This window comes from Burkholderia sp. JKS000303, assembly GCF_002563755.1.
Taxonomy (GTDB): domain Bacteria; phylum Pseudomonadota; class Gammaproteobacteria; order Burkholderiales; family Burkholderiaceae; genus Burkholderia; species Burkholderia anthina_B.
This window is the reverse complement of sequence record NZ_PDBZ01000001.1, coordinates 2,050,348-2,069,471: the sequence shown is the minus strand read 5'-3', so window position 1 is coordinate 2,069,471 and position 19,124 is coordinate 2,050,348. Positions and strand designations below refer to the sequence as shown.

Annotated in this window: 16 protein-coding genes; 5 read left to right on the top strand and 11 right to left on the bottom strand. The window is 66.5% G+C overall.

Going from position 1 to position 19,124, the window contains the following annotated elements:
• Window positions 1–75: 75 nt before the first annotated feature.
• Window positions 76–4,101, bottom strand: coding sequence for a DUF3683 domain-containing protein (locus BX604_RS10045; RefSeq protein ID WP_098550607.1), 4,026 nt, complete (start codon window positions 4,099–4,101; stop codon window positions 76–78).
• A gap of 575 nt (window positions 4,102–4,676) precedes the next feature.
• Between BX604_RS10045 and ilvA the strand changes: the two genes are divergently transcribed.
• Both ilvA and queF read left to right on the top strand, forming a co-directional pair.
• The gene (gene ilvA, locus BX604_RS10035) at window positions 4,677–6,200 is read left to right on the top strand and encodes a threonine ammonia-lyase, biosynthetic (RefSeq protein WP_098550605.1); all 1,524 of its coding nucleotides are present in this window, start codon (window positions 4,677–4,679) and stop codon (window positions 6,198–6,200) included.
• Window positions 6,201–6,212: 12 nt separating this feature from the next.
• Window positions 6,213–7,043 (top strand): NADPH-dependent 7-cyano-7-deazaguanine reductase QueF, encoded by an 831-nt coding sequence (queF, locus tag BX604_RS10030; protein WP_098550604.1) that lies wholly within the window; start codon window positions 6,213–6,215, stop codon window positions 7,041–7,043.
• A 117-nt stretch (window positions 7,044–7,160) separates the two neighbouring features.
• On the opposite strand, the gene BX604_RS10025 is transcribed toward queF, so the two are convergent.
• From BX604_RS10025 to BX604_RS10000, 6 genes are all read right to left on the bottom strand, one after another.
• A complete protein-coding gene (locus BX604_RS10025) occupies window positions 7,161–7,580 on the bottom strand; it encodes a bleomycin resistance protein (RefSeq protein ID WP_098550603.1) in 420 nt (139 codons plus the stop codon).
• A gap of 316 nt (window positions 7,581–7,896) precedes the next feature.
• Window positions 7,897–8,250, bottom strand: coding sequence for a DUF1493 family protein (locus BX604_RS10020; RefSeq protein WP_096508702.1), 354 nt, complete (start codon window positions 8,248–8,250; stop codon window positions 7,897–7,899).
• Window positions 8,250–8,684, bottom strand: a complete 435-nt coding sequence (locus tag BX604_RS10015) for an STM2901 family protein (RefSeq protein ID WP_098550602.1) — start codon at window positions 8,682–8,684, stop codon at window positions 8,250–8,252. Before BX604_RS10015 ends, BX604_RS10020 begins: the two co-directional genes overlap by 1 nt.
• A 354-nt stretch (window positions 8,685–9,038) precedes the next feature.
• A complete protein-coding gene (locus BX604_RS10010) occupies window positions 9,039–9,425 on the bottom strand; it encodes a RidA family protein (protein WP_057926573.1) in 387 nt (128 codons plus the stop codon).
• Window positions 9,426–9,549: 124 nt separating this feature from the next.
• Entirely contained in the window at window positions 9,550–11,031 is a 1,482-nt protein-coding gene (locus tag BX604_RS10005; RefSeq protein WP_098550601.1) for an N-acyl-D-amino-acid deacylase family protein, read from the bottom strand.
• 2 nt (window positions 11,032–11,033) lie between these two features.
• The gene (locus tag BX604_RS10000; RefSeq protein ID WP_098550600.1) at window positions 11,034–11,969 is read right to left on the bottom strand and encodes a MurR/RpiR family transcriptional regulator; all 936 of its coding nucleotides are present in this window, start codon (window positions 11,967–11,969) and stop codon (window positions 11,034–11,036) included.
• 119 nt (window positions 11,970–12,088) lie between these two features.
• On the opposite strand from BX604_RS10000, the gene BX604_RS09995 reads away from it, so the two are divergent.
• A complete protein-coding gene (locus BX604_RS09995; RefSeq protein WP_098550599.1) occupies window positions 12,089–13,369 on the top strand; it encodes an amino acid deaminase in 1,281 nt (426 codons plus the stop codon).
• Window positions 13,370–13,541: 172 nt separating this feature from the next.
• The gene (locus BX604_RS09990) at window positions 13,542–14,123 is read left to right on the top strand and encodes a DJ-1/PfpI family protein (RefSeq protein WP_098550598.1); all 582 of its coding nucleotides are present in this window, start codon (window positions 13,542–13,544) and stop codon (window positions 14,121–14,123) included.
• Between the two features lie 150 nt (window positions 14,124–14,273).
• Here the strand turns inward: BX604_RS09990 and BX604_RS09985 are convergent, their stop codons facing one another.
• Window positions 14,274–14,720, bottom strand: coding sequence for a MarR family winged helix-turn-helix transcriptional regulator (locus BX604_RS09985; RefSeq protein ID WP_098550597.1), 447 nt, complete (start codon window positions 14,718–14,720; stop codon window positions 14,274–14,276).
• A gap of 26 nt (window positions 14,721–14,746) precedes the next feature.
• Complete coding sequence (locus BX604_RS09980) at window positions 14,747–16,342, bottom strand: MDR family MFS transporter (RefSeq protein ID WP_098550596.1); 1,596 nt, start codon at window positions 16,340–16,342, stop codon at window positions 14,747–14,749.
• A 398-nt stretch (window positions 16,343–16,740) separates the two neighbouring features.
• On the opposite strand from BX604_RS09980, the gene BX604_RS09975 reads away from it, so the two are divergent.
• Window positions 16,741–17,583, top strand: coding sequence for an EcsC family protein (locus tag BX604_RS09975; RefSeq protein ID WP_098550595.1), 843 nt, complete (start codon window positions 16,741–16,743; stop codon window positions 17,581–17,583).
• On the opposite strand, the gene BX604_RS09970 is transcribed toward BX604_RS09975, so the two are convergent.
• Together BX604_RS09970 and BX604_RS09965 are read right to left on the bottom strand one after the other, a co-directional pair.
• Window positions 17,553–18,515: an alpha/beta hydrolase gene (locus BX604_RS09970; RefSeq protein WP_098550594.1), complete on the bottom strand. Its 963-nt coding sequence runs from the start codon at window positions 18,513–18,515 to the stop codon at window positions 17,553–17,555. The genes BX604_RS09975 and BX604_RS09970 overlap by 31 nt on opposite strands.
• A 114-nt stretch (window positions 18,516–18,629) precedes the next feature.
• The gene (locus tag BX604_RS09965) at window positions 18,630–19,064 is read right to left on the bottom strand and encodes a CHRD domain-containing protein (protein ID WP_098552809.1); all 435 of its coding nucleotides are present in this window, start codon (window positions 19,062–19,064) and stop codon (window positions 18,630–18,632) included.
• Between the last annotated feature and the right edge of the window lie 60 nt (window positions 19,065–19,124).

Below are 19,124 nucleotides of genomic sequence, written 5' to 3'. Positions count from 1 at the left end.
GTGGACGGGCGCCGGCGCTTCTGCGCCGGCGCCCGCTCTCATCCCAAGCCCCGCCGGGCGGTCGTCATGCCCGCATTAGACCAGCACGCGCTCGATCCCGCCATTGTTCGCGTGTGCGACATAGTCGGCCATCCAGTTCTCGCCGAGCGTCTGACGCGCGATTTCGACCACGATGTAGTCGGCCTCGAGGTTCGCATCTTCGCTGTAGCGCGACAGGCCCTGCAGGCACGACGGGCAGCTCGTCAGGATCTTCACGTCCGGGCCGTTCTCGGCCGCGGCAGCCGGCGCCGGTGCATCGCCGGCCACGACCGGGATGCTGCGCAGCTTGGCCGCGCCCTTGCGGATTTCCTCTTCCTTGCGGAAGCGGACCTGCGTGGAGATGTCCGGACGCGTGACCGCGAGCGTGCCCGATTCGCCGCAGCAGCGCTCGTTCTTCTCGATCTTGTAGCCGTCCTTCTCCGTGCCCATCAGCTCGTTGACGAGCTTCACCGGATCCATCGTCTTGATCGGCGTGTGGCACGGGTCGTGGTACATGTAGCGCGTGCCCGAGACACCGTCGAGCTTCATCCCCTTCTCGAGCAGGAACTCGTGGATGTCGATGATCCGGCAGCCCGGGAAGATCTTGTCGAATTCGTAGCCCGCGAGCTGGTCGTAGCAGGTGCCGCACGACACGACCACCGTCTTGATGTCGAGGTAGTTGAGCGTGTTCGCAACCCGGTGGAACAGCACGCGGTTGTCGGTGACGATCTTCTCGGCCTTGTCGTACTGGCCCGAGCCGCGCTGCGGATAACCGCAGCACAGGTAGCCCGGCGGCAGCACGGTCTGCACGCCCGCTTCCCACAGCATCGCCTGCGTCGCGAGGCCGACCTGCGAGAACAGGCGCTCGGAGCCGCAGCCCGGGAAGTAGAACACCGCTTCCGAATCGACGGTCGTCGACTTCGGGTTGCGGATGATCGGCACGATCTTGTTGTCCTCGATGTCGAGCAGCGCGCGCGCCGTCTTCTTCGGCAGGTTGCCCGGCATCTTCTTGTTGACGAAGTGGATCACCTGCTCGACCACGGGCGGCTTGCCGGTCGTCGCGGGCGGGTGCTGCGTCTGCTTCGTCACGACCTTCTTCAGCATGTCGTTCGCGAAGCGCTGCGCCTTGTAGCCGACGCCCATCATCACGCTACGCGCGACGTTGATCGTCTGCGGATTGGTCGCGTTCAGGAAGAACATGCCCGCCGCATTGCCGGCATTGAACTTCTTCTTGCCCATCTTGCGCAACAGGTTGCGCATGTTCATCGTGACGTCGCCGAAGTCGATCTTCACCGGGCACGGCGTCGCGCACTTGTGGCACACCGTGCAGTGGTCGGCCACGTCGTTGAACTCGTCCCAGTGCTTGATCGACACGCCGCGGCGCGTCTGCTCTTCGTACAGGAACGCCTCGACCAGCAGCGAGGTCGCGAGGATCTTGTTGCGCGGGCTGTACAGCAGGTTCGCGCGCGGCACGTGGGTCGCGCACACCGGCTTGCACTTGCCGCAGCGCAGGCAGTCCTTCACCGAATCGGCGATCGCGCCGATGTCGGACTGCTTCATGATCAGCGACTCGTACCCCATCAGCCCGAAGCTGGGCGTGTACGCGTTGCGAAGATCCGCGCCGTCGAGCAGCTTGCCCTTGTTGAAGCGGCCGTTCGGGTCGACGCGCTGCTTGTACGCGCGGAATTCGGCGATCTCGTCGTCGGTCAGGAACTCGAGCTTCGTGATGCCGATCCCGTGCTCGCCGGAGATCACGCCGTCGAGCGAACGCGCGAGCGTCATGATGCGCGCGACCGCCGCATGCGCATCCTGCAGCATCTCGTAGTTGTCGGAGTTGACCGGCAGGTTCGTGTGGACGTTGCCGTCGCCCGCGTGCATGTGCAGCGCGACGAACACGCGGCCGCGCAGCACCTGCTTGTGGATCGCCTGCGCTTCGTCGAGGATCTGCTTGAACGCGCCGCCGTTGAAGATCGTGCGCAACTCCGCGCGGATCTCCTGCTTCCACGAGATGCGGACCGTGCGGTCCTGCGTGATGTGGAACACGGTCGCGCCCGGCTGCTCGTCCGCGCGATCCGCGAACTTCTCGGCGAGCGCCTCGTAGCCGAGCTGCACGAGGTAATGCTGCGCCTCGCGCAGCGGCTGGTCGAGCCGGTCGCGCACGAATTCCCAGCGCGCGCGTACGCGCTTGAGCAACTCCAGTGCCTGCTGCACACGGTCTTCCAGCAGCTCGGCGCTCGGGATTTCGTTCGCGTCGTCGGTCTTGCCGAGCGGCAGGTTGCCGGCCTTGAAGAACGCTTCGAGCGCGTCCACCAGTTGCAGCTTGTTCTTCAGCGACAGCTCGATGTTGATCCGCTCGATGCCGTCGGTGTACTCGCCCATCCGGTTCAGCGGGATGACGACGTCTTCGTTGATCTTGAACGCGTTGGTGTGCTTCGCGATCGCGGCCGTGCGGCTGCGGTCGAGCCAGAAACGCTTGCGCGCCTCCGCGCTGACCGCGACGAAGCCTTCGCCGCTCTTGCCGTTCGCCATCCGGACCACTTCGGACGTCGCGTGCGCGACCGCATCGGCGTCGTCGCCGACGATGTCGCCGATCAGCACCATCTTGGGGAATGCGTTGCGCTTGCTCTTGGTCGCGTAGCCGACCGCGCGCAGGTAGCGCTCGTCGAGGTGCTCGAGACCCGCGAGGATCGCGCCGCCCTGCTTCGACGTCTCGAACAGGTAGTCCTTGATCTCGACGATGCTCGGGATCGCCTCGCGCGCCTGGCCGAAGAATTCGAGACACACGGTGCGCGTGTGCGCGGGCATCTTGTGCAGCACCCAGCGCGCGGACGTGATGAGCCCGTCGCAACCTTCCTTCTGCACGCCCGGCAGGCCGGCGAGGAACTTGTCGGTCACGTCCTTGCCGAGGCCTTCCTTGCGGAACCGGCGGCCTTCGATCTCGAGCATCTCGGTGCGCAGCAGCTTCTCGCCCGGCGCGTAGGCGCCGTCGAACCACTTCAGCTCGAAACGCGCGACCGCGATGTCGTGGATCTTGCCCTGGTTGTGCTCGTGGCGCGTGACTTCGAGCCAGTTGCCGTCCGGGTCGACCATCCGCCACCAGGCCAGGTTGTCGAGCGCGGTGCCCCACAGCACGGCCTTCTTGCCGCCCGCGTTCATCGCGACGTTGCCGCCGATGCACGAGGCGTCGAGCGAGGTCGGATCGACCGCGAACACGTAGCCGGCCGCCTCGGCCGCTTCGGTCACGCGACGCGTGACGACGCCCGCGCCGGAGAAGATCGTCGCCACCTTGTGCGCGACGCCCGGCAGCTCGGTAAGCTCGACCGCGCCGAGCTGTTCGAGCTTCTCGGTGTTGATCACCGCGGAGAACGGCGTGAGCGGCACCGCGCCGCCCGTGTAGCCGGTGCCGCCGCCACGCGGGATCACGGTCAGGCCGAGCTCGAAGCAGGCCTTGATCAGCGCCGCGATCTCGGCTTCGGTATCGGGGGTCAGCACGACGAACGGGTATTCGACACGCCAGTCGGTCGCGTCGGTTACGTGCGACACGCGCGACAGCCCGTCGAAGCGGATGTTGTCCTTCTGCGTGCAGCGGCCGAGCGCCTTGGTCGCGCGGCGGCGCAGGTCGGCCATTTTCGCGAATTCGTCGGCGAACTCGTCGACCGCGCGCTGCGCGGCCGTCTCGAGCATCTCGACACGCGATGCGCGCTCGCGGCCCGCCTCGTCATGGTGCTGGGTCAGGTCGGCGCGGCGGCGCTTGCCGATCTCGGTCAGGCGGTGGTTCAGCGCCTCGATCAGGAGCGCGCGGCGCTTCGGGTTGTCGAGCAGGTCGTCCTGCAGGTACGGGTTGCGGCGCACGACCCAGATGTCGCCGAGCACCTCGTACAGCATCCGTGCCGAGCGGCCCGTGCGGCGTTCGGCGCGCAACTCGTCGAGCACCGACCACGCCTCCTCGCCGAGCAGGCGGATCACGATCTCGCGGTCGGAGAAGGACGTGTAGTTATAGGGAATCTCGCGCAGTCGGGGCGCGGGGTCGGCGGCGACGGCGGCGGCCGCGCCATGCGGATCGAAAACTTGTGGTGCGTTCATGTTCGGACGACTCGGAGGGCCGATACACCGTGAACGGGCGTCGGCAAGCGCGTACGCGCAATCTTGGGGAAATCTGTTCTGGTGCCAGGCGCGCGACTATCTCGCATGGGGCCGGAGCGGGTCTGGACTCACCGTTCCGGGTCGGCAGGGCCTGGCGGCACTCGGAGCCATCAGCACGATCGCGCGCGGCGCGCATGCCGCTCCGCCGCGGGGCTGGCTGCACGCGGCGTCGGCTTCAATGGGGCGATCCGAGGGTGCCTCTGCATCTTCCGATCCTTGATTCAAAACGGAATTCTAACCCATGATCGGGCCGTCCGTGACACGCCGGACAGGTCGTGGGGCTATCCCCGCAACCCGCGCCACGCTTGGGCCGGCGCGGTTTTGCGGCGGCATTCGCCATCCGTCCGGTCGGTAACCGTGCAGTTAAACCGGTAAAAAAGGCCATTGCGTCCGTCAAATGCGCGCGCCGGACCGTTCCGCGACGGTGCGCCCGGCATGCCGCTTGCGTGCGGACGGATCCTTGGCGCTATCATTGATCCTTTACCGTCTGCTTTCCGCACTGCACGCGAGCGTCCATGGCATCCCACGATTACCTGAAGAAAATCCTCACCGCGCGCGTCTACGACGTCGCGCTCGAGACGGAACTCGAACCCGCCCGCAACCTGTCGGCCCGGCTGCGCAACCCCGTGTACCTGAAGCGCGAGGACAACCAGCCGGTGTTCTCGTTCAAGCTGCGCGGCGCGTACAACAAGATGGCGCACATTCCGGCCGACGCACTCGCACGCGGCGTGATTACGGCCTCGGCCGGCAATCACGCGCAGGGCGTCGCGTTCTCGGCGGCCCGGATGGGCGTCAAGGCCGTGATCGTCGTGCCGGTCACGACGCCGCAGGTGAAGGTCGATGCGGTGCGCGCGCACGGCGGCCCGAGCGTCGAGGTGATCCAGGCGGGCGAATCGTACAGCGATGCATATGCGCACGCGGTCAAGGTGCAGGCCGAGCGCGATCTCACGTTCGTCCACCCGTTCGACGATCCGTACGTGATCGCCGGCCAGGGCACGATCGCGATGGAAATCCTGCGCCAGCACCAGGCGCCGATCCACGCGATCTTCGTGCCGATCGGCGGCGGCGGGCTCGCGTCCGGCGTGGCCGCGTACGTGAAGGCCGTGCGCCCGGAGATCAAGGTGTTCGGCGTGCAGGCCGAGGATTCGTGCGCGATGGCGCAGTCGCTGCAGAAGGGCGAGCGCGTCGAGCTGAGCGAGGTCGGCCTGTTCGCGGACGGCACCGCGGTGAAGCTCGTCGGCGAGGAAACCTTCCGGCTGTGCCGCGAATTCCTCGACGGCGTCGTGACGGTCGACACCGACGCACTGTGCGCGGCGATCAAGGACGTCTTCCAGGATACGCGCAGCGTGCTCGAGCCGTCGGGTGCGCTCGCGGTCGCGGGCGCCAAGCGCTACGCGGAACGCGAAGGGATCGAGAACCAGACGCTCGTCGCGGTCACGTCGGGCGCGAACATGAACTTCGACCGGATGCGCTTCGTCGCCGAACGCGCGGAAGTCGGCGAAGCGCGCGAAGCCGTGTTCGCGGTCACGATCCCCGAGGAACGCGGCAGCTTCAAGCGCTTCTGCTCGCTCGTCGGCGACCGCAACGTCACCGAGTTCAACTACCGGATCGCCGATGCGCAGTCCGCGCACATCTTCGTCGGCGTGCAGATCAAGCGCCGCGGCGAATCGGCCGAGATCGCCGCGAACTTCGAGTCGCACGGCTTCAAGAGCGTCGACCTGACGCACGACGAGCTGTCGAAGGAACACATCCGCTACATGGTGGGCGGCCGCTCGCCGCTCGCGCTGGACGAACGCCTGTTCCGCTTCGAATTCCCGGAACGGCCGGGCGCGCTGATGAAGTTCCTGTCGTCGATGGCGCCGGACTGGAACATCAGCCTGTTCCACTACCGCAACCAGGGCGCGGACTACAGCTCGATCCTCGTCGGGCTGCAGGTGCCGCAGGCCGATCGCACCGAGTTCGAGCGCTTCCTCGCGGCACTCGGCTATCCGTATGTCGAAGAGAGCGCCAATCCGGCTTACCGTCTCTTCCTGTCGTAAAGGCGTCACGCAATGAATCCCGAACACTCCCCGCTCGGCAAGGCCACCGTCTACGCCACGCAGTACGACGCGTCGCTGCTGTTCCCGATCCCGCGCGCCGGTGCGCGCGAGCAACTCGGCATCACCTCGGCGCTGCCGTTCTTCGGCACCGACATCTGGAACGCGTACGAGCTGTCGTGGCTCAATGCGCGCGGCAAGCCGCAGGTCGCGGTCGCGACGTTCTACGTACCGGCCGAATCGCCGAGCATCGTCGAATCGAAGTCGTTCAAGCTGTATCTCGGCTCGTTCGCGCAATCGAAGTTCGACTCGGTCGACGCGGTGCGCGACGTGCTCAAGCGCGACGTGTCGGCCGCGTGCGGTGCCAGCGTGTCGGTGCAGCTCGTGTCGCCGCACGATTTCGCCAAGCTCGAGATGGAAGAACTCGACGGGCTGTCGCTCGACCGGCTCGACCTCGACACCGACGTGTACGAACCCGATCCGTCACTGCTGTCGGCGGCCGACGCGGAGGACGAAGCGCCGGTGGAGGAGACGCTCGTGTCCGACCTGCTGCGCTCGAACTGCCCGGTCACCGGCCAGCCCGACTGGGGCAGCGTGCAGATCCACTACGTCGGCCCGCAGATCGATCATGCGGGGCTGCTGCGCTACATCATCTCGTTCCGCAATCACACGGGCTTTCACGAGCAGTGCGTCGAGCGCATCTTCCTCGACATCATGCAGGCATGCAAACCGGTGAAGCTCGCGGTGTATGCGCGCTATACGCGCCGCGGGGGGCTCGACATCAACCCGTTCCGCACGAACTACAACCAGCCGATGCCGGATAACGCGCGGACGGCGCGGCAGTGACGGCGGCGGGTCGCCGCCGCAGTTCAAAGCACGCCAGACAACCACGAATAAAACAGCCCGGCCGGATCCAACCGCCGGGCTGTTTTCTATGCAGGGAGAAGCGCAGCCGGCCCGTTGTCATCCGCTCACCGGCCGCTCCGGAAGGATCTCCACTAGACGCAACAGGTAGCCGTCTGGGTCCTGCACAAGCATCTCGATCTGGCCGTGCTCGATATCGTCCTGTCGGTACCACGACGTTCGCGGTTCGACAAACAGCGCCACGCCTGCGTTACGGATCCGGTCAAGGATGGGATCAAGCGAATCAACCTCGATCTGAAGATTGATCCCGCGCCCGAACGGCCGTTCCAGCAGGCCGATCAGCCAGGCGTCCCGACTGTACTGCTCGAGCATGAGCTGAGCCCGCCCGATTTCAAGATACGCGAACCCGTCTTCCGGACGCTCGAAGCGAATCCTGAATCCCAACACGTCGCGATAGAAGCAAACGCTTTCGGCCAGGTCCGAGCAGATCAGCTCCGGTACCAGGGCAGCCCATTCCATGCTTTTCCTCCCGGTATGACCAAGGACAGTGCCGGAACAGGCGGGATCCGTGGTGGTGGCGGCTGCATCGAGAGCCTTTCATCCGCAGCCCCGGCACGCTACATGACAAAACGAGCCCAGCACACGTGAATGTGCCGGCCCGTTTTGTAGCGATTCACCGTGTAAGCGCGCACTGCGCGGCAGCAAATGATGTGGCGCTAACGGAAATTTTGCAGCCTGCCAGCGCCGACCGTTTGCAGAAGTAGCGGATTCGCGGACGTCGGTTCCCAATCCCGTGCGTTGAAATCCGGATCGACACGTGCGGAAACCCGCCCTTTCACGACAGTGCGGCCAATCGTGTGGCGTCCCATTTTCCTTCAACGGCTGCACGATGCAGCATCGCGAGCGTAATCGATTCCCGCTTGAAGTCGTGCGGCTTTCGAAGCACCCATCGCCGAAATAGCGAATAGAGCAGCCCCTCGCCTTCCATCAGAAAATACCGGTGGAAGTCGAAATCGCCCGTGTCGACAGCAAACCGCTCAAAAAAGCGCTCCATGAAGTCGTTTGCTTCGTCGCCGGTTTGACCCAGGTCGTCCCAGAGCCGCGTGCCGGCGGCGAGCGGCTTCGAGCGACCGAGCCCGACCTCTGATCTGACGAAGGCTTCGATCTCGTCCCAACGCACGTTTTCCATCAGAACACCTTGTCCTCGGGTTTGACCAGGCTGTTGTACCTGGAGACCGTACCGTGAACGATCCCGAATACGTCGTGGGCAAGCAGCGCCCAACCGACGCCCGGAATGGCGCGCCCGATGAATACGCTGAGCTTCCGGGTCAGAATGATCCGGAACGACTTGATGCTTTGAAGCGTCACCGTTGGTAAAACCTTCCTGTTGAGCTGGTAGCGAAAAACCGAACGGGCCATCACGGATGCGACGGACGTCCCTTTCGTCGCGCCACCGAATTTTTGCCGCGTCGGTAAAACGGGCCAACCCGCTAGAATCAGGACCACGGCTTCGACATCGTCGATCCCGACGCGTGCGCAGGTCTCTTCCACCGCAACGAAAAAGAAAAGCTCGGCAGACGTGAGATCCGAATAAACGCCGTAGCGGTACGTATTGCTCGTCATGATTTGATTTCACGAAATCGTTAATCGGAATGACGACCATACCCGACGATCCACTCAATTTACTCTATCGAGATTCATCGACGCCGCTGGCGTATTGCGCGTCCATCACCAGAGCCGCCCGACGGACGCAGCATATCGTGTCACGATCGAGTCGCAAGAATTTCATTCGGAGTGTAAAAATTCGGCGTTACTCAGCGCCAATCATGGTTGGGTTCCCTGCCGAATTATTGCGGTTGCCAGGAGACGAGCGCTCTCAATACCCAACGCCGGAAACACGTCGCCCCCCCCAAAACGCAACGGGGCCGGCGCACATCAATGCGCCGGCCCCGTCACACAACCATTCGCCCTCGCGCGTTACTTCGCCGGCGCCTTATACGCGATGCAATCGACCTCGACCTTGCAGTCGATGACCATGCTCGACTGCACGCATGCGCGCGCCGGCGGGTTCTCGCCGAAGTACGACACGAACACCTTGTTGAACGACGCGAAATCGCGTGCGTCATCGAGCCACACGCCGCAGCGCACGACGTGCTCGAGGCCGTAACCGGCTTCCTTCAGGATCGCGATCACGTTCTCGATCGTCTGCTTCGACTGCGTGACGATCCCGCCTTCAACGACCTCGCCGTTCACCATCGGCGTCTGGCCCGACACGTACAGCCAGCCGTCGGCCTCGACCGCACGCGCAAACGGCATCACCTGGCCGCCGGTACCCTTCGCTTCGCCTACGCCATATCGCTTCATCGTTTCACTCCTTGTTTGTCGGCGGGAACCAGCGCTTCAGCGCTTGCTCCCGCCCCATGCAACGCACGGTTGCGGATGCGCGCGCCGACCCTGGCGCGCGCGGCAGATCGAATCAGAACCGCGCTCAGAACGCGGCGTCGGCACTCGCCGGCACGCGCTCGCCGCGCGCGACGAAACCGCCGGCGCGCTCGCCGGTCGGCTGACCGCTCTCGTAAGTCAGCACGCCGTTCACCCACACCGCGTCGATCCCGTGCGCGGGCTGCTGCGGCTTCTCGAACGTCGCGGCGTCGATCACGCGCGCCGGATCGAACAGCACGAGATCCGCGTGGTAGCCGACCTGCACTTCGCCGCGCCGCGCGATCCCGTAGCGGCGCGCAGACAGCGACGTCATCTTGCGGATCGCTTCCTCGAGCGGCAGCAGGTTCGTATCGCGCACGTAGTGGCCGAGCACGCGCGGGAACGCGCCCCACAGCCGCGGATGCGGCAGCGGATCGTTCGGCAGGCCGTCCGAGCCGACCATCGTCGCCGGGTGCGACAGGATCCGGCGCACGTCGTCCTCGGACATGTTGTGGTACACGGCGCCGGCCGGGCGGATCCGCTGCGCGGCCTCCTGCTCGGTCACGCCCCAGTCGGCCGCGATCGCCTTCAGCAGCTTGCCGGCGACTTCCGGATGCGGCTCCGACCACGTGATCGTGATGTCGATGTCGCCCGTCACCTGCTTCAGGTCGAGCGTCGACGAGCTGCGGCTGTACGGATAGCAGTCGCAGCCGACCGGCTGGTAACGGCGCGCGCCTTCGAGCGACGCGAGCACCTCGGTGCTGCGCCCCCAGTTCGACGGCCCCGCGCACTTCAGGTGCGAGATCACGACCGGCACCTGCGCGTGACGGCCGACGCGGTACGCCTCGTCCATCGCATCGAGAATCGCGTCGAACTCGGTGCGCATGTGGGTCGTGTACAGCGCGCCCGCGTTCGCGAGCGGCTCGGCGAGCGCCATCACTTCTTCGGCCGGCGCCGCGAACGCGGAGCCGTACGCGAGGCCCGACGACAATCCGAGCGCGCCGTTCGCGAGCGCCTCTTCGAGCTGCGCGCGCATCCCGGCAATTTCGCCGTCGGTCGCCGCGCGGTCGAGGCGGTCCATCTGGTTGTTGCGCAGCGCGGTGTGCCCGACGAGCGCCGCGACATTGACAGCCGGCCGTGCGTCGTTCACGGCCGCAACGTAGTCGGCGAAGGTCGGGTAGCGGAATGCATCGCGTTCGCCGAGCAGGTTCATCGGGTCGGGCGGATCGCCGGCGAGCGTCACAGGCGATGCGCTGATCCCGCAGTTGCCGACGATCACGGTCGTCACGCCCTGCGAGATCTTCGGCAGCATCTCGGGCGCGCGGATCACGTGCGTGTCGTCGTGCGTGTGCACGTCGACGAAGCCCGGCGCGAGCGCGCGGCCGTTCGCATCGACGACGGTCTCGGCGAGCCAGTTCGACAGGTTGCCGATCGCCGCGATCACGCCGTTGCGGATCGCGACGTCGCGCGTGACGGGCGGTGCGCCGGTGCCATCGTACAGCTGCGCGCCGACGATCAGCGTATCGGCGGCTTCGGGATGCGAATGCATGGTCAGTCTCCTACCGGTTGACGGTCTCCGCCGCCGCGATGCGCATCGAGCGCATGCTTGATGCGGCGCAGCGATTCTCGGCCCGCATCGCCGAGCCGCAGCGCGACTCCGGTGACGAGCACGTCGATCGCCATCATCATCGCGTAGCGCGATGTCGAAGGCTTGTAAATGAAATCGGTTTCGAATGCGACGACCGGAATCAGGTGGTCGGCGAGCTTCGCGAGCGGCGACGCCGGCGCGGTGATCGCGATCAGCTTCGCGCCGTAGCGCTTCGCAAGCCGGCAGCTCTCGAGCAGCTCGGGTACGCGGCCGCTGACCGACAGCGCGACCACCACCGCGTCGCGCGACAGCGTCGCGGACACCATCCGCTGCAGCAGGCTGTCCTGGTAACTCGCGACCGGCCGGCCGAAACGCACGAGCCTGAAACGCAGCTCGTCGGCGAGCGCGGTCGAGCCGCCGCCCTGCCCGTACACATAGATCATCTTCGCGCCGGCGAGCAGATCGGCGGCCGCGTCGAACGACGTGTTGCGCAGCAATTGATGGTTGTGCGCGAGCGCCACGCGGATTTCGTCGTAGACGACCGACGCGGGGCTCGTGTCTTCCGCGGGACCGTCGTCGGACGGCACCAGAAAGCGCTGACCGACGGCCGCCGCCTGCGCGACGAGCACCTTCAGTTCGCGCACGTCGCGGCAGCCGACGGCCTTCGCGAACCGCGTGACCGTCGCGACGCTGACTTCGGCGTCGCGTGCCAGCGCGCCGATGCTCGCATGCGCGGCGCGCGCGAGATCGGCGAGGATGAACGCGGCAACCTTGCGCTCGGCTTCGCGCAACTCGGGCGCGCATTCGGCGATCCGCGCGACGATGTCGAGGACCGGCGGGGCGACCGGAGCCAGTTGCTCGGCGCCGGACGAAGCGGACGGGGTAGCGGGCGTATTCATCTGCTGAAAAGGATGCGGAGCTCGATGTTACTAAATAACATCACCGCGCCGATGCTACTTTCTGTACCATCTACATGTCAACTTCAACGCAATGCATAGTGATGATGGAGCGGGATGACATGAAAGTTACAAACTATCAGGAACCGACGATTGATCCGTTGAGCAAGGGTCTCGGCAACGTCCCGAGCGCGAGCGTGCCGCTCGACGACGCGGGCCGCCTCGAGTGGAACCTGCTCGCGGAAGACGTCAGCCTGCCGGCCGCGGTGCTGTACGCGGATCGCATCGAACACAACCTGAACTGGATGCAGGCGTTTGTCCAGCAGTACGGTGTCCGGTTCGCGCCCCACGGCAAGACGACGATGGCGCCGCAACTGTTCCGCCGCCAGCTCGACGCCGGCGCATGGGGCATCACGCTCGCGACCGCGCATCAGACGCAGGCCGCGTATCACGGCGGCGTGCGGCGCGTGCTGCTCGCCAACCAGCTGGTCGGCCGCCAGAACATGACGATCATCGCGGGGCTCCTGTCCGATCCCGATTTCGAATTCTTCTGTCTCGTCGATTCGGCCGACAGCGTCGACCAGCTCGGCCGCTTCTTCGGCGACGCGAAGAAATCGCTGAACGTGCTGATCGAACTCGGCGTGCCGGGCGGCCGCGCGGGCGTGCGCGATGCCGCGCAGCGCCAGGCGGTGCTCGACGCGATCGCGCGCTATCCGGACACGCTGAAGCTGGCCGGCATCGAACTCTACGAAGGCGTGCTGAAGGAGGAAGGCGAGATCCGCGCGTTCCTGCAGGGCGCGGTCGCGCTCACGCGCGAGCTGGCCGAAGCCGGCCGCTTCGCGCGCACGCCGGCGATCCTGTCGGGCGCGGGCTCGGCCTGGTACGACGTGGTCGCGGAGGAATTCGCAAAGGCATCCGACGCGGGTTTCGCGGAAGTCGTGCTGCGTCCGGGCTGCTACCTGACGCACGACGTCGGTATCTACAAGAAGGCGCAGACCGACGTGTTCGCGCGCAACCCGACCGCCCGCAAGATGGGCGAAGGGCTGCTGCCGGCGCTGCAACTGTGGGCGTACGTGCAGTCGGTGCCGGAGCAGGATCGCGCGATCATCGCGCTCGGCAAGCGCGACGCCGCGTTCGACGCGGGCCTGCCCGAGCCGGCGCGGCATTTCCGCCCGGGCCGCGACAGCGCGCCGCGTGACGTCGCCGCGAGCGAAGGCTGGGCGGTCACCGGAATGATGGACCAGCACGCGTACCTGCAGATCCCGCCGGGCGCGGACGTGAAGGTCGGCGACATGGTCGCGTTCGACATCTCGCACCCGTGCCTGACGTTCGACAAGTGGCGCCAGGTGCTCGTCCTCGATCCGCAGTTCCGCGTGACGGAAGTCGTCGAAACCTTCTTCTGACGCACCACTCGCGCGCCCCCCACCGCCCCGCCGCCGCGCGGGGCGGCCGTCACGCGCGCTTCAATCTGCCGGAGTACACTGCGCTTTCGTCCTCGGGGCCGCTTCGCCGCCGTTGCACCGTCTGCCGCACACGACGCGAACGGACCCTCAACGCTGTTCAATGGAGAAAGCCATGGCCGCGAAGAAGATCCTGTTCCTGACCGGTGATTTCGCCGAAGACTACGAAACGATGGTGCCGTTCCAGGCGCTGCAGGCCGTCGGCCATCACGTCGATGCAGTCTGCCCGGGCAAGCGCGCGGGCGACAAGGTCAAGACCGCGATCCACGATTTCGAAGGCGACCAGACCTATACCGAAAAGCCCGGCCACAACTTCACGCTGAACGCGACGTTCGACGATGTCGATGCGTCGGGCTACGACGCGCTCGCGATCGCCGGCGGCCGTGCACCCGAATACCTGCGTCTCGATGCGAGAGTGATCGCGCTGGTGCGCGCGTTCGCGGAGACCGGCAAGCCGATCGCGGCGGTCTGCCATGCGGCGCAACTGCTCGCGGCCGCCGACGTGATCCGCGGCAAGCGCATCTCGGCCTACCCGGCCTGCGCGCCCGAAGTGAAGCTCGCGGGCGGCGAATACGCGGACATCCCGATCGATGCAGCCGTGACCGATGCGCCGTTCGTCACCGCGCCCGCGTGGCCCGCGCATCCGGCATGGATCGCGCAGTTCCTCGCGCTGCTGGGCACGCGCATCGAGCTGTGAACGCAGTGAAATGAAATGAGATGAGATGAAAGGCCGGCCGGCGGCGGGTTCGTGCGACCCGTGCTCCGGTCGCTCACGGCCGGGGTGTGCTGCTCCGTGCCGCGTTTTCTCCAGCCCGCCCCTGCTGCCTGCCCGCCCCCGCCGCGCCGTTCAGTGCGCCGCCGGCGTCGACGCGACGTCCGCGATCCGCGACTCCAGCATCGCCAGCGCGCCCGACAGCGCGCCGAGCACGTCGTCCGGCAACTGCGCCATCGTCTGGTCGAGGAATGCCTTGCGGCGCGGCAGACACGCGTCGAACGCGGCGCGGCCGGCGGCGGTGAGCGTCACGTTGGTCACGCGGTTGTCGCGTGCGTCGGACGCGCGCTCGATCCAGCCGAGCGCGTCGAGCGACTTCAGCTGGCGCGTGAGCGCGCCCGGATCGATGCGCAGCACCTCGACGAGCTTCTTCTGCGACGAATGCCCGCCCAGCGTGTGCAGCGCGACCATGATCCGCCAGCGCGGCATCGGCTGCCCGACGTGTGTTTCGAACGCGGTCATGAACGCGCGATACGTGCGTCCGAATTGCTGCAAGATCGCGACGCGGTCCTGTTCTTCCATGCGCTGAGTTCTATTCATTCAATCGATCAATCGGCCGCGACATGCGGCTCGATCTTGTGCCGCAGCGCGATCGGCGGCACGCGGCGGCACTGCCACACCGACACGACGGCAACGACGGCCGCCATCGCGACGCCCAGGTGAATCGCGCCGACCAGCGATTCGCGGGCCGCTTCCAGCAGCAGCGCGCCATTATGCCCGGCGCGCGTGAGCGCCGCGACGAGACCGCCCTGCGCCGCGCGATCGATCAGGATCTGCGGATCGGCGAGCTGCGCATGCCACTGCAGCGCATGGTCGCTCGACAGCGCTTCGCGCACGCCGCTCGAATACATCTGGTTGACGAGCGTGCCCGTCAACGCGGTGCCGATCATCCCGCCGACCATCCGCAGCGACTGCAACAGCGCGGTCGCGATGCCGAGGTGCTCGCGGCCGGCCGTCTGCTGCGCGAACACCGTGAGGTTCGGCAGCACGAAGCCCAGGCCGATGCCGCCCGACACCATCAACGCCATCAGCACCCAGGTCGGCGTGTTGTGGGTCGCCACGACGATGCCCGCGCACGCGATCGCGAACAGCACGAAACCGACGTGCAGCATCGCGTTCGGATTGCGGATGCGCGTGACGACCCGGCCGTTCATGATGCTGCCGATCGTGATGAACACGACGAGCGGCGTGATCACGAGCCCCGCCTCCTTCGGCGACATCCCGAAGCCGCCCTGGAACAGCAGCGGCGCATAGAACAGCAGCGAGAACATCGAGAAGCCGGCAAGGATCGCGAGCACGAACAGCGCGGACAGCGCGCGGTTGCCGAACATGTCAAACGGCAGGATCGGCTGCTCGCAGCGCTTTTCCCAATGCCACAAACCGACGCCGGCGCCGACCGCGACGACCAGCAGCAGCGACGCCCAGCTCAGCACGCCGTACTTCGGCAGCCATTCGACGAACAGCTGCAACGCGCCGAGCGACAGCGCGATCAGCAGCGCGCCGGGCCAGTCGAGCCGCATCTTGCGGTCGTGCTCGACGTGCCGCAGGTGCGGCAGGTAGCGCCATACGAAGAACAGCGACAGCAGGCCGACCGGCAGGTTCACGTAGAACACCGAGCGCCAGCCGAACGACTGGGTCAGGATCCCGCCGAGCGACGGCCCGACCGCGTTCGCGATGCCGAACGCGGAGCTCATCAGCACCTGCCAGCGCAACCGCACGACGGAATCGGGGAACAGGTCGGGAATGCACGCGAACGCGGTGCCGACCAGCATCCCGCCGCCGATGCCCTGCAGGCCGCGCGCGAGCACCAGGTACAGCATGTCGTTGGCCATCCCGCAGAGCACCGACGCGGCGGTAAATACGACGATCGACGCGATCACGAACGGCTTTCTGCCGTAGTAATCGCCGAGCCGGCCGAAGATCGGCACGGTAATCACGGAACTGAGCAGGTACGAGGTCGCGACCCACGCGTACAGGTCGAAACCCCTCAACTCGGCGACGATGGTCGGCAGCGCGGTGCCGACGACCGTCTGGTCGAGCGCAACGAGCATGGTGACGAACGAGATCCCGATCATCGCCAGCAGCGATTCGCGGAACGGCAGGACTTGCCCGCTTGAATGGTGGGCGGCAGTATGGACGGCCATTTTTTTGCTGATGCAACTTTTGACGAGTCAAATAATCTCAAAATTCTAGCATGGCGGAGTAATCTAGGTTGGCGATGGCTTAGGGCCTGTTCACGCTAATAACGGGCTTGCGAACGTGCCTTTCCGCCCGCAGGGCAAGGAGAGAGGAGGCGCAATAGCCGTAGCGATTGCAACGAGGAACGACGCCGCCATGCGGGCGGAAAGGCACGTTCCCCTGTTTGGGAAAATTCATTCGTGGGGCTGGCCACCAGAAGGGCCGATCGCGGCGTCATGCTCCTCGCGAATACGTTGAGTATTCGCTTCGTCGCATTCCTTGCGCTCGGCCCTTCTGGTGGCCAGCGCAAGCCCGTTATTAGCGTGAACAGGCCCTAACCGGCCCCCTGCCCCGAAGGAGAAAGATGGAACCGATTTCAATCACGCCCGCGACGACGCTGTCGCCCGACGACCGGGACGCGCTGCGGCGCGCGAAACAGGTGCTGGAAAGCCCGTCGCTGACGATGAAGCTGACGGGCGTGCTGGGTGCGCCGGTCGAGAAGATGATCGCGCGGCTGCCCGACTTCGCGACCGGCAAGATCAACGACGCGACGCAGCTCGCGCTGCGCAAGTGCCTGAACATCGCGCTGCGCACGCTCGGCAAGCCTCAGACGCCCGATGCCGAACCGGACAAGCCGAGCAACCTGCTGCACAAGCTGGCGGTCGCGACGACCGGCGCGGCAGGCGGCGCGTTCGGCTTCCTCGCGCTGCCGGTCGAACTGCCGGTGACGACTACGCTGATCTTCCGCTCGGTCTGCGACATCGCGCGCAGCGAGGGCGAGGACCTCGGCTCGGTGGATACGCAACTGCAGTGCCTGGCCGTGCTCGGCATGGGCGGCAACCCGGACAGGCACGACGACGAAGCCGATCTCGGCTACTTCGTGCTGCGCGGCGCGCTCGCGCAGGCGATTTCGAAGGCATCGTCGGACATCACGACGAAAGGGATCGCCGCGCACAGTTCGGCGGCGGTGTTCAAGCTCGTGCAGACGGTGGCGTCACGCTTTTCGGTGCAGGTGACCGAGCAGATGGCCGCGAAGTCGATCCCGGCGATCGGCGCGGTGCTCGGCGCGACCGTCAACACGCTGTTCATCGACCACTTCCAGCAGATGGCGCACGGCCACTTCACCGTGCGCCGGCTCGAGCGCAAGTACGGCACGGTGGCCGTGAAGGCCGCGTATCAGGCGATCGACGCCTCGCCGACGCGCTGAACCGCCCGTTCGACCGCGACCCGGCGCAGGAACGCGGCCGCGCGGTCGAGCGCATCGCGCGACTCCGGCACCATCGGCGTATAGAGCTGCCACACATGCGGCATGTCCGGCCAGATCTCGATGTCCACCGGCACGCCGGCCGCCTTCGCCTTGTCGGCAACGCGGCGCGAATCGTCGAGCAGCACCTCGGTGCTGCCGACCTGGATATACAGCGGCGGCAGCCCGGTGAAATCCGCATAGAACGGCGACGCATAGGGATGCGTCGCCGCCTCGTCCCCCAGGTACAGCTTCGCCGCCTTCGGCAGCGCCGCGCCCGCGAACATCGGGTCGGGGCCGTCATTGGTGCGCATCGTGCCGCCCGTGCCGGCCAGGTCCGTCCACGGCGAGAACAGGATCGCGCCGGCCGGCAGCGGTTCGCCGCGATCGCGCAGCGCGACGAGCGTCGCAAGCGCGAGGCCGCCGCCCGCCGAGTCGCCGCCGAACACGATCGACTCGGGCGGCGTTCCGAGCGCGAGCAATTGCCGGTACGCGGCGAGCGCGTCGTCGAGCGCGGCGGGGAAGCGGTTCTCGGGGGCAAGCCGGTAATCGAGCGAAAACGAACGCACGCCCGCGCGCTTCGTCAGGCCGAACACCAGCGGCCGATGGGTTTTCGTCGAACAGAAGTAGTAGCCGCCGCCGTGGAAGTACAGCAGCGTGCGGCCCGGCCCGCGCGCGGGCGCCGCGTCGGTGCGTTCGAGCCATTCGCCGCGCAGCGGTGCGTCGCCGGGACCGTAGCATTCGCGCAGCCGGTAGCCCGACGGTGCGCGGCGCGGCACGATCATCCTGCGTTCCGTGAAGCGCCGCGCGCGGGCAGGATCGAGCACCGGACGCGTGGTCTCGGGACGAAACTGCCAGCGCAGCAGCCAGCATGCGAACCTGCTTTGCCAACTCATCGGACGCACTCCGTCATCACAGTGTGACGATGGTACGTGCGATCGCTCCGGCGCCGCTCGACGGGAGGCTCTATATCAAACGCGGCGCCCGGTTCGCGCGCCGGTTCGCCGGCGTCAGCTCGCCGGCATCACCTGGCCGCGGATCTCGCCGGACGGATGCTCCTTCGTGTGGATGTTGAAGTACCACTTGCCGCTCATCAGGTCGGTGACCTGCGCGTCGGTGAGCGCCTTCGAGCCCTTGATCGGGCTCGCGAGCTCGTCCTTCGGAATCGGCACCTGCACGCCGGCGTTCTGGCCGACTGGCGCGGGCCCGTGGAAGTGCGCGGCGGTCGCCGGCCCCGTGAGGTGTTCGTAAGTCACGGTCCACTGCAGCATGTGGCTGGCCGTATCGTAGGTCGCATCGAGCGCGCCGGAGCCTTTCGTCGCGGTCGGCGGCACTTCGCTCGACGGCTGCAGGTTGGCGGACAGGCGCACCGTTTCGGCCGCGGCGCTGCCGGCGGCCAGCACGCCCGCGAGTAACGCCACCTGGAGCAAACGCAGCTTCGGCATGAATCCTCCTTGTACGACGTAGTACGCCACCCGGCCGGTGACGCTCCATGATGGTAGTCG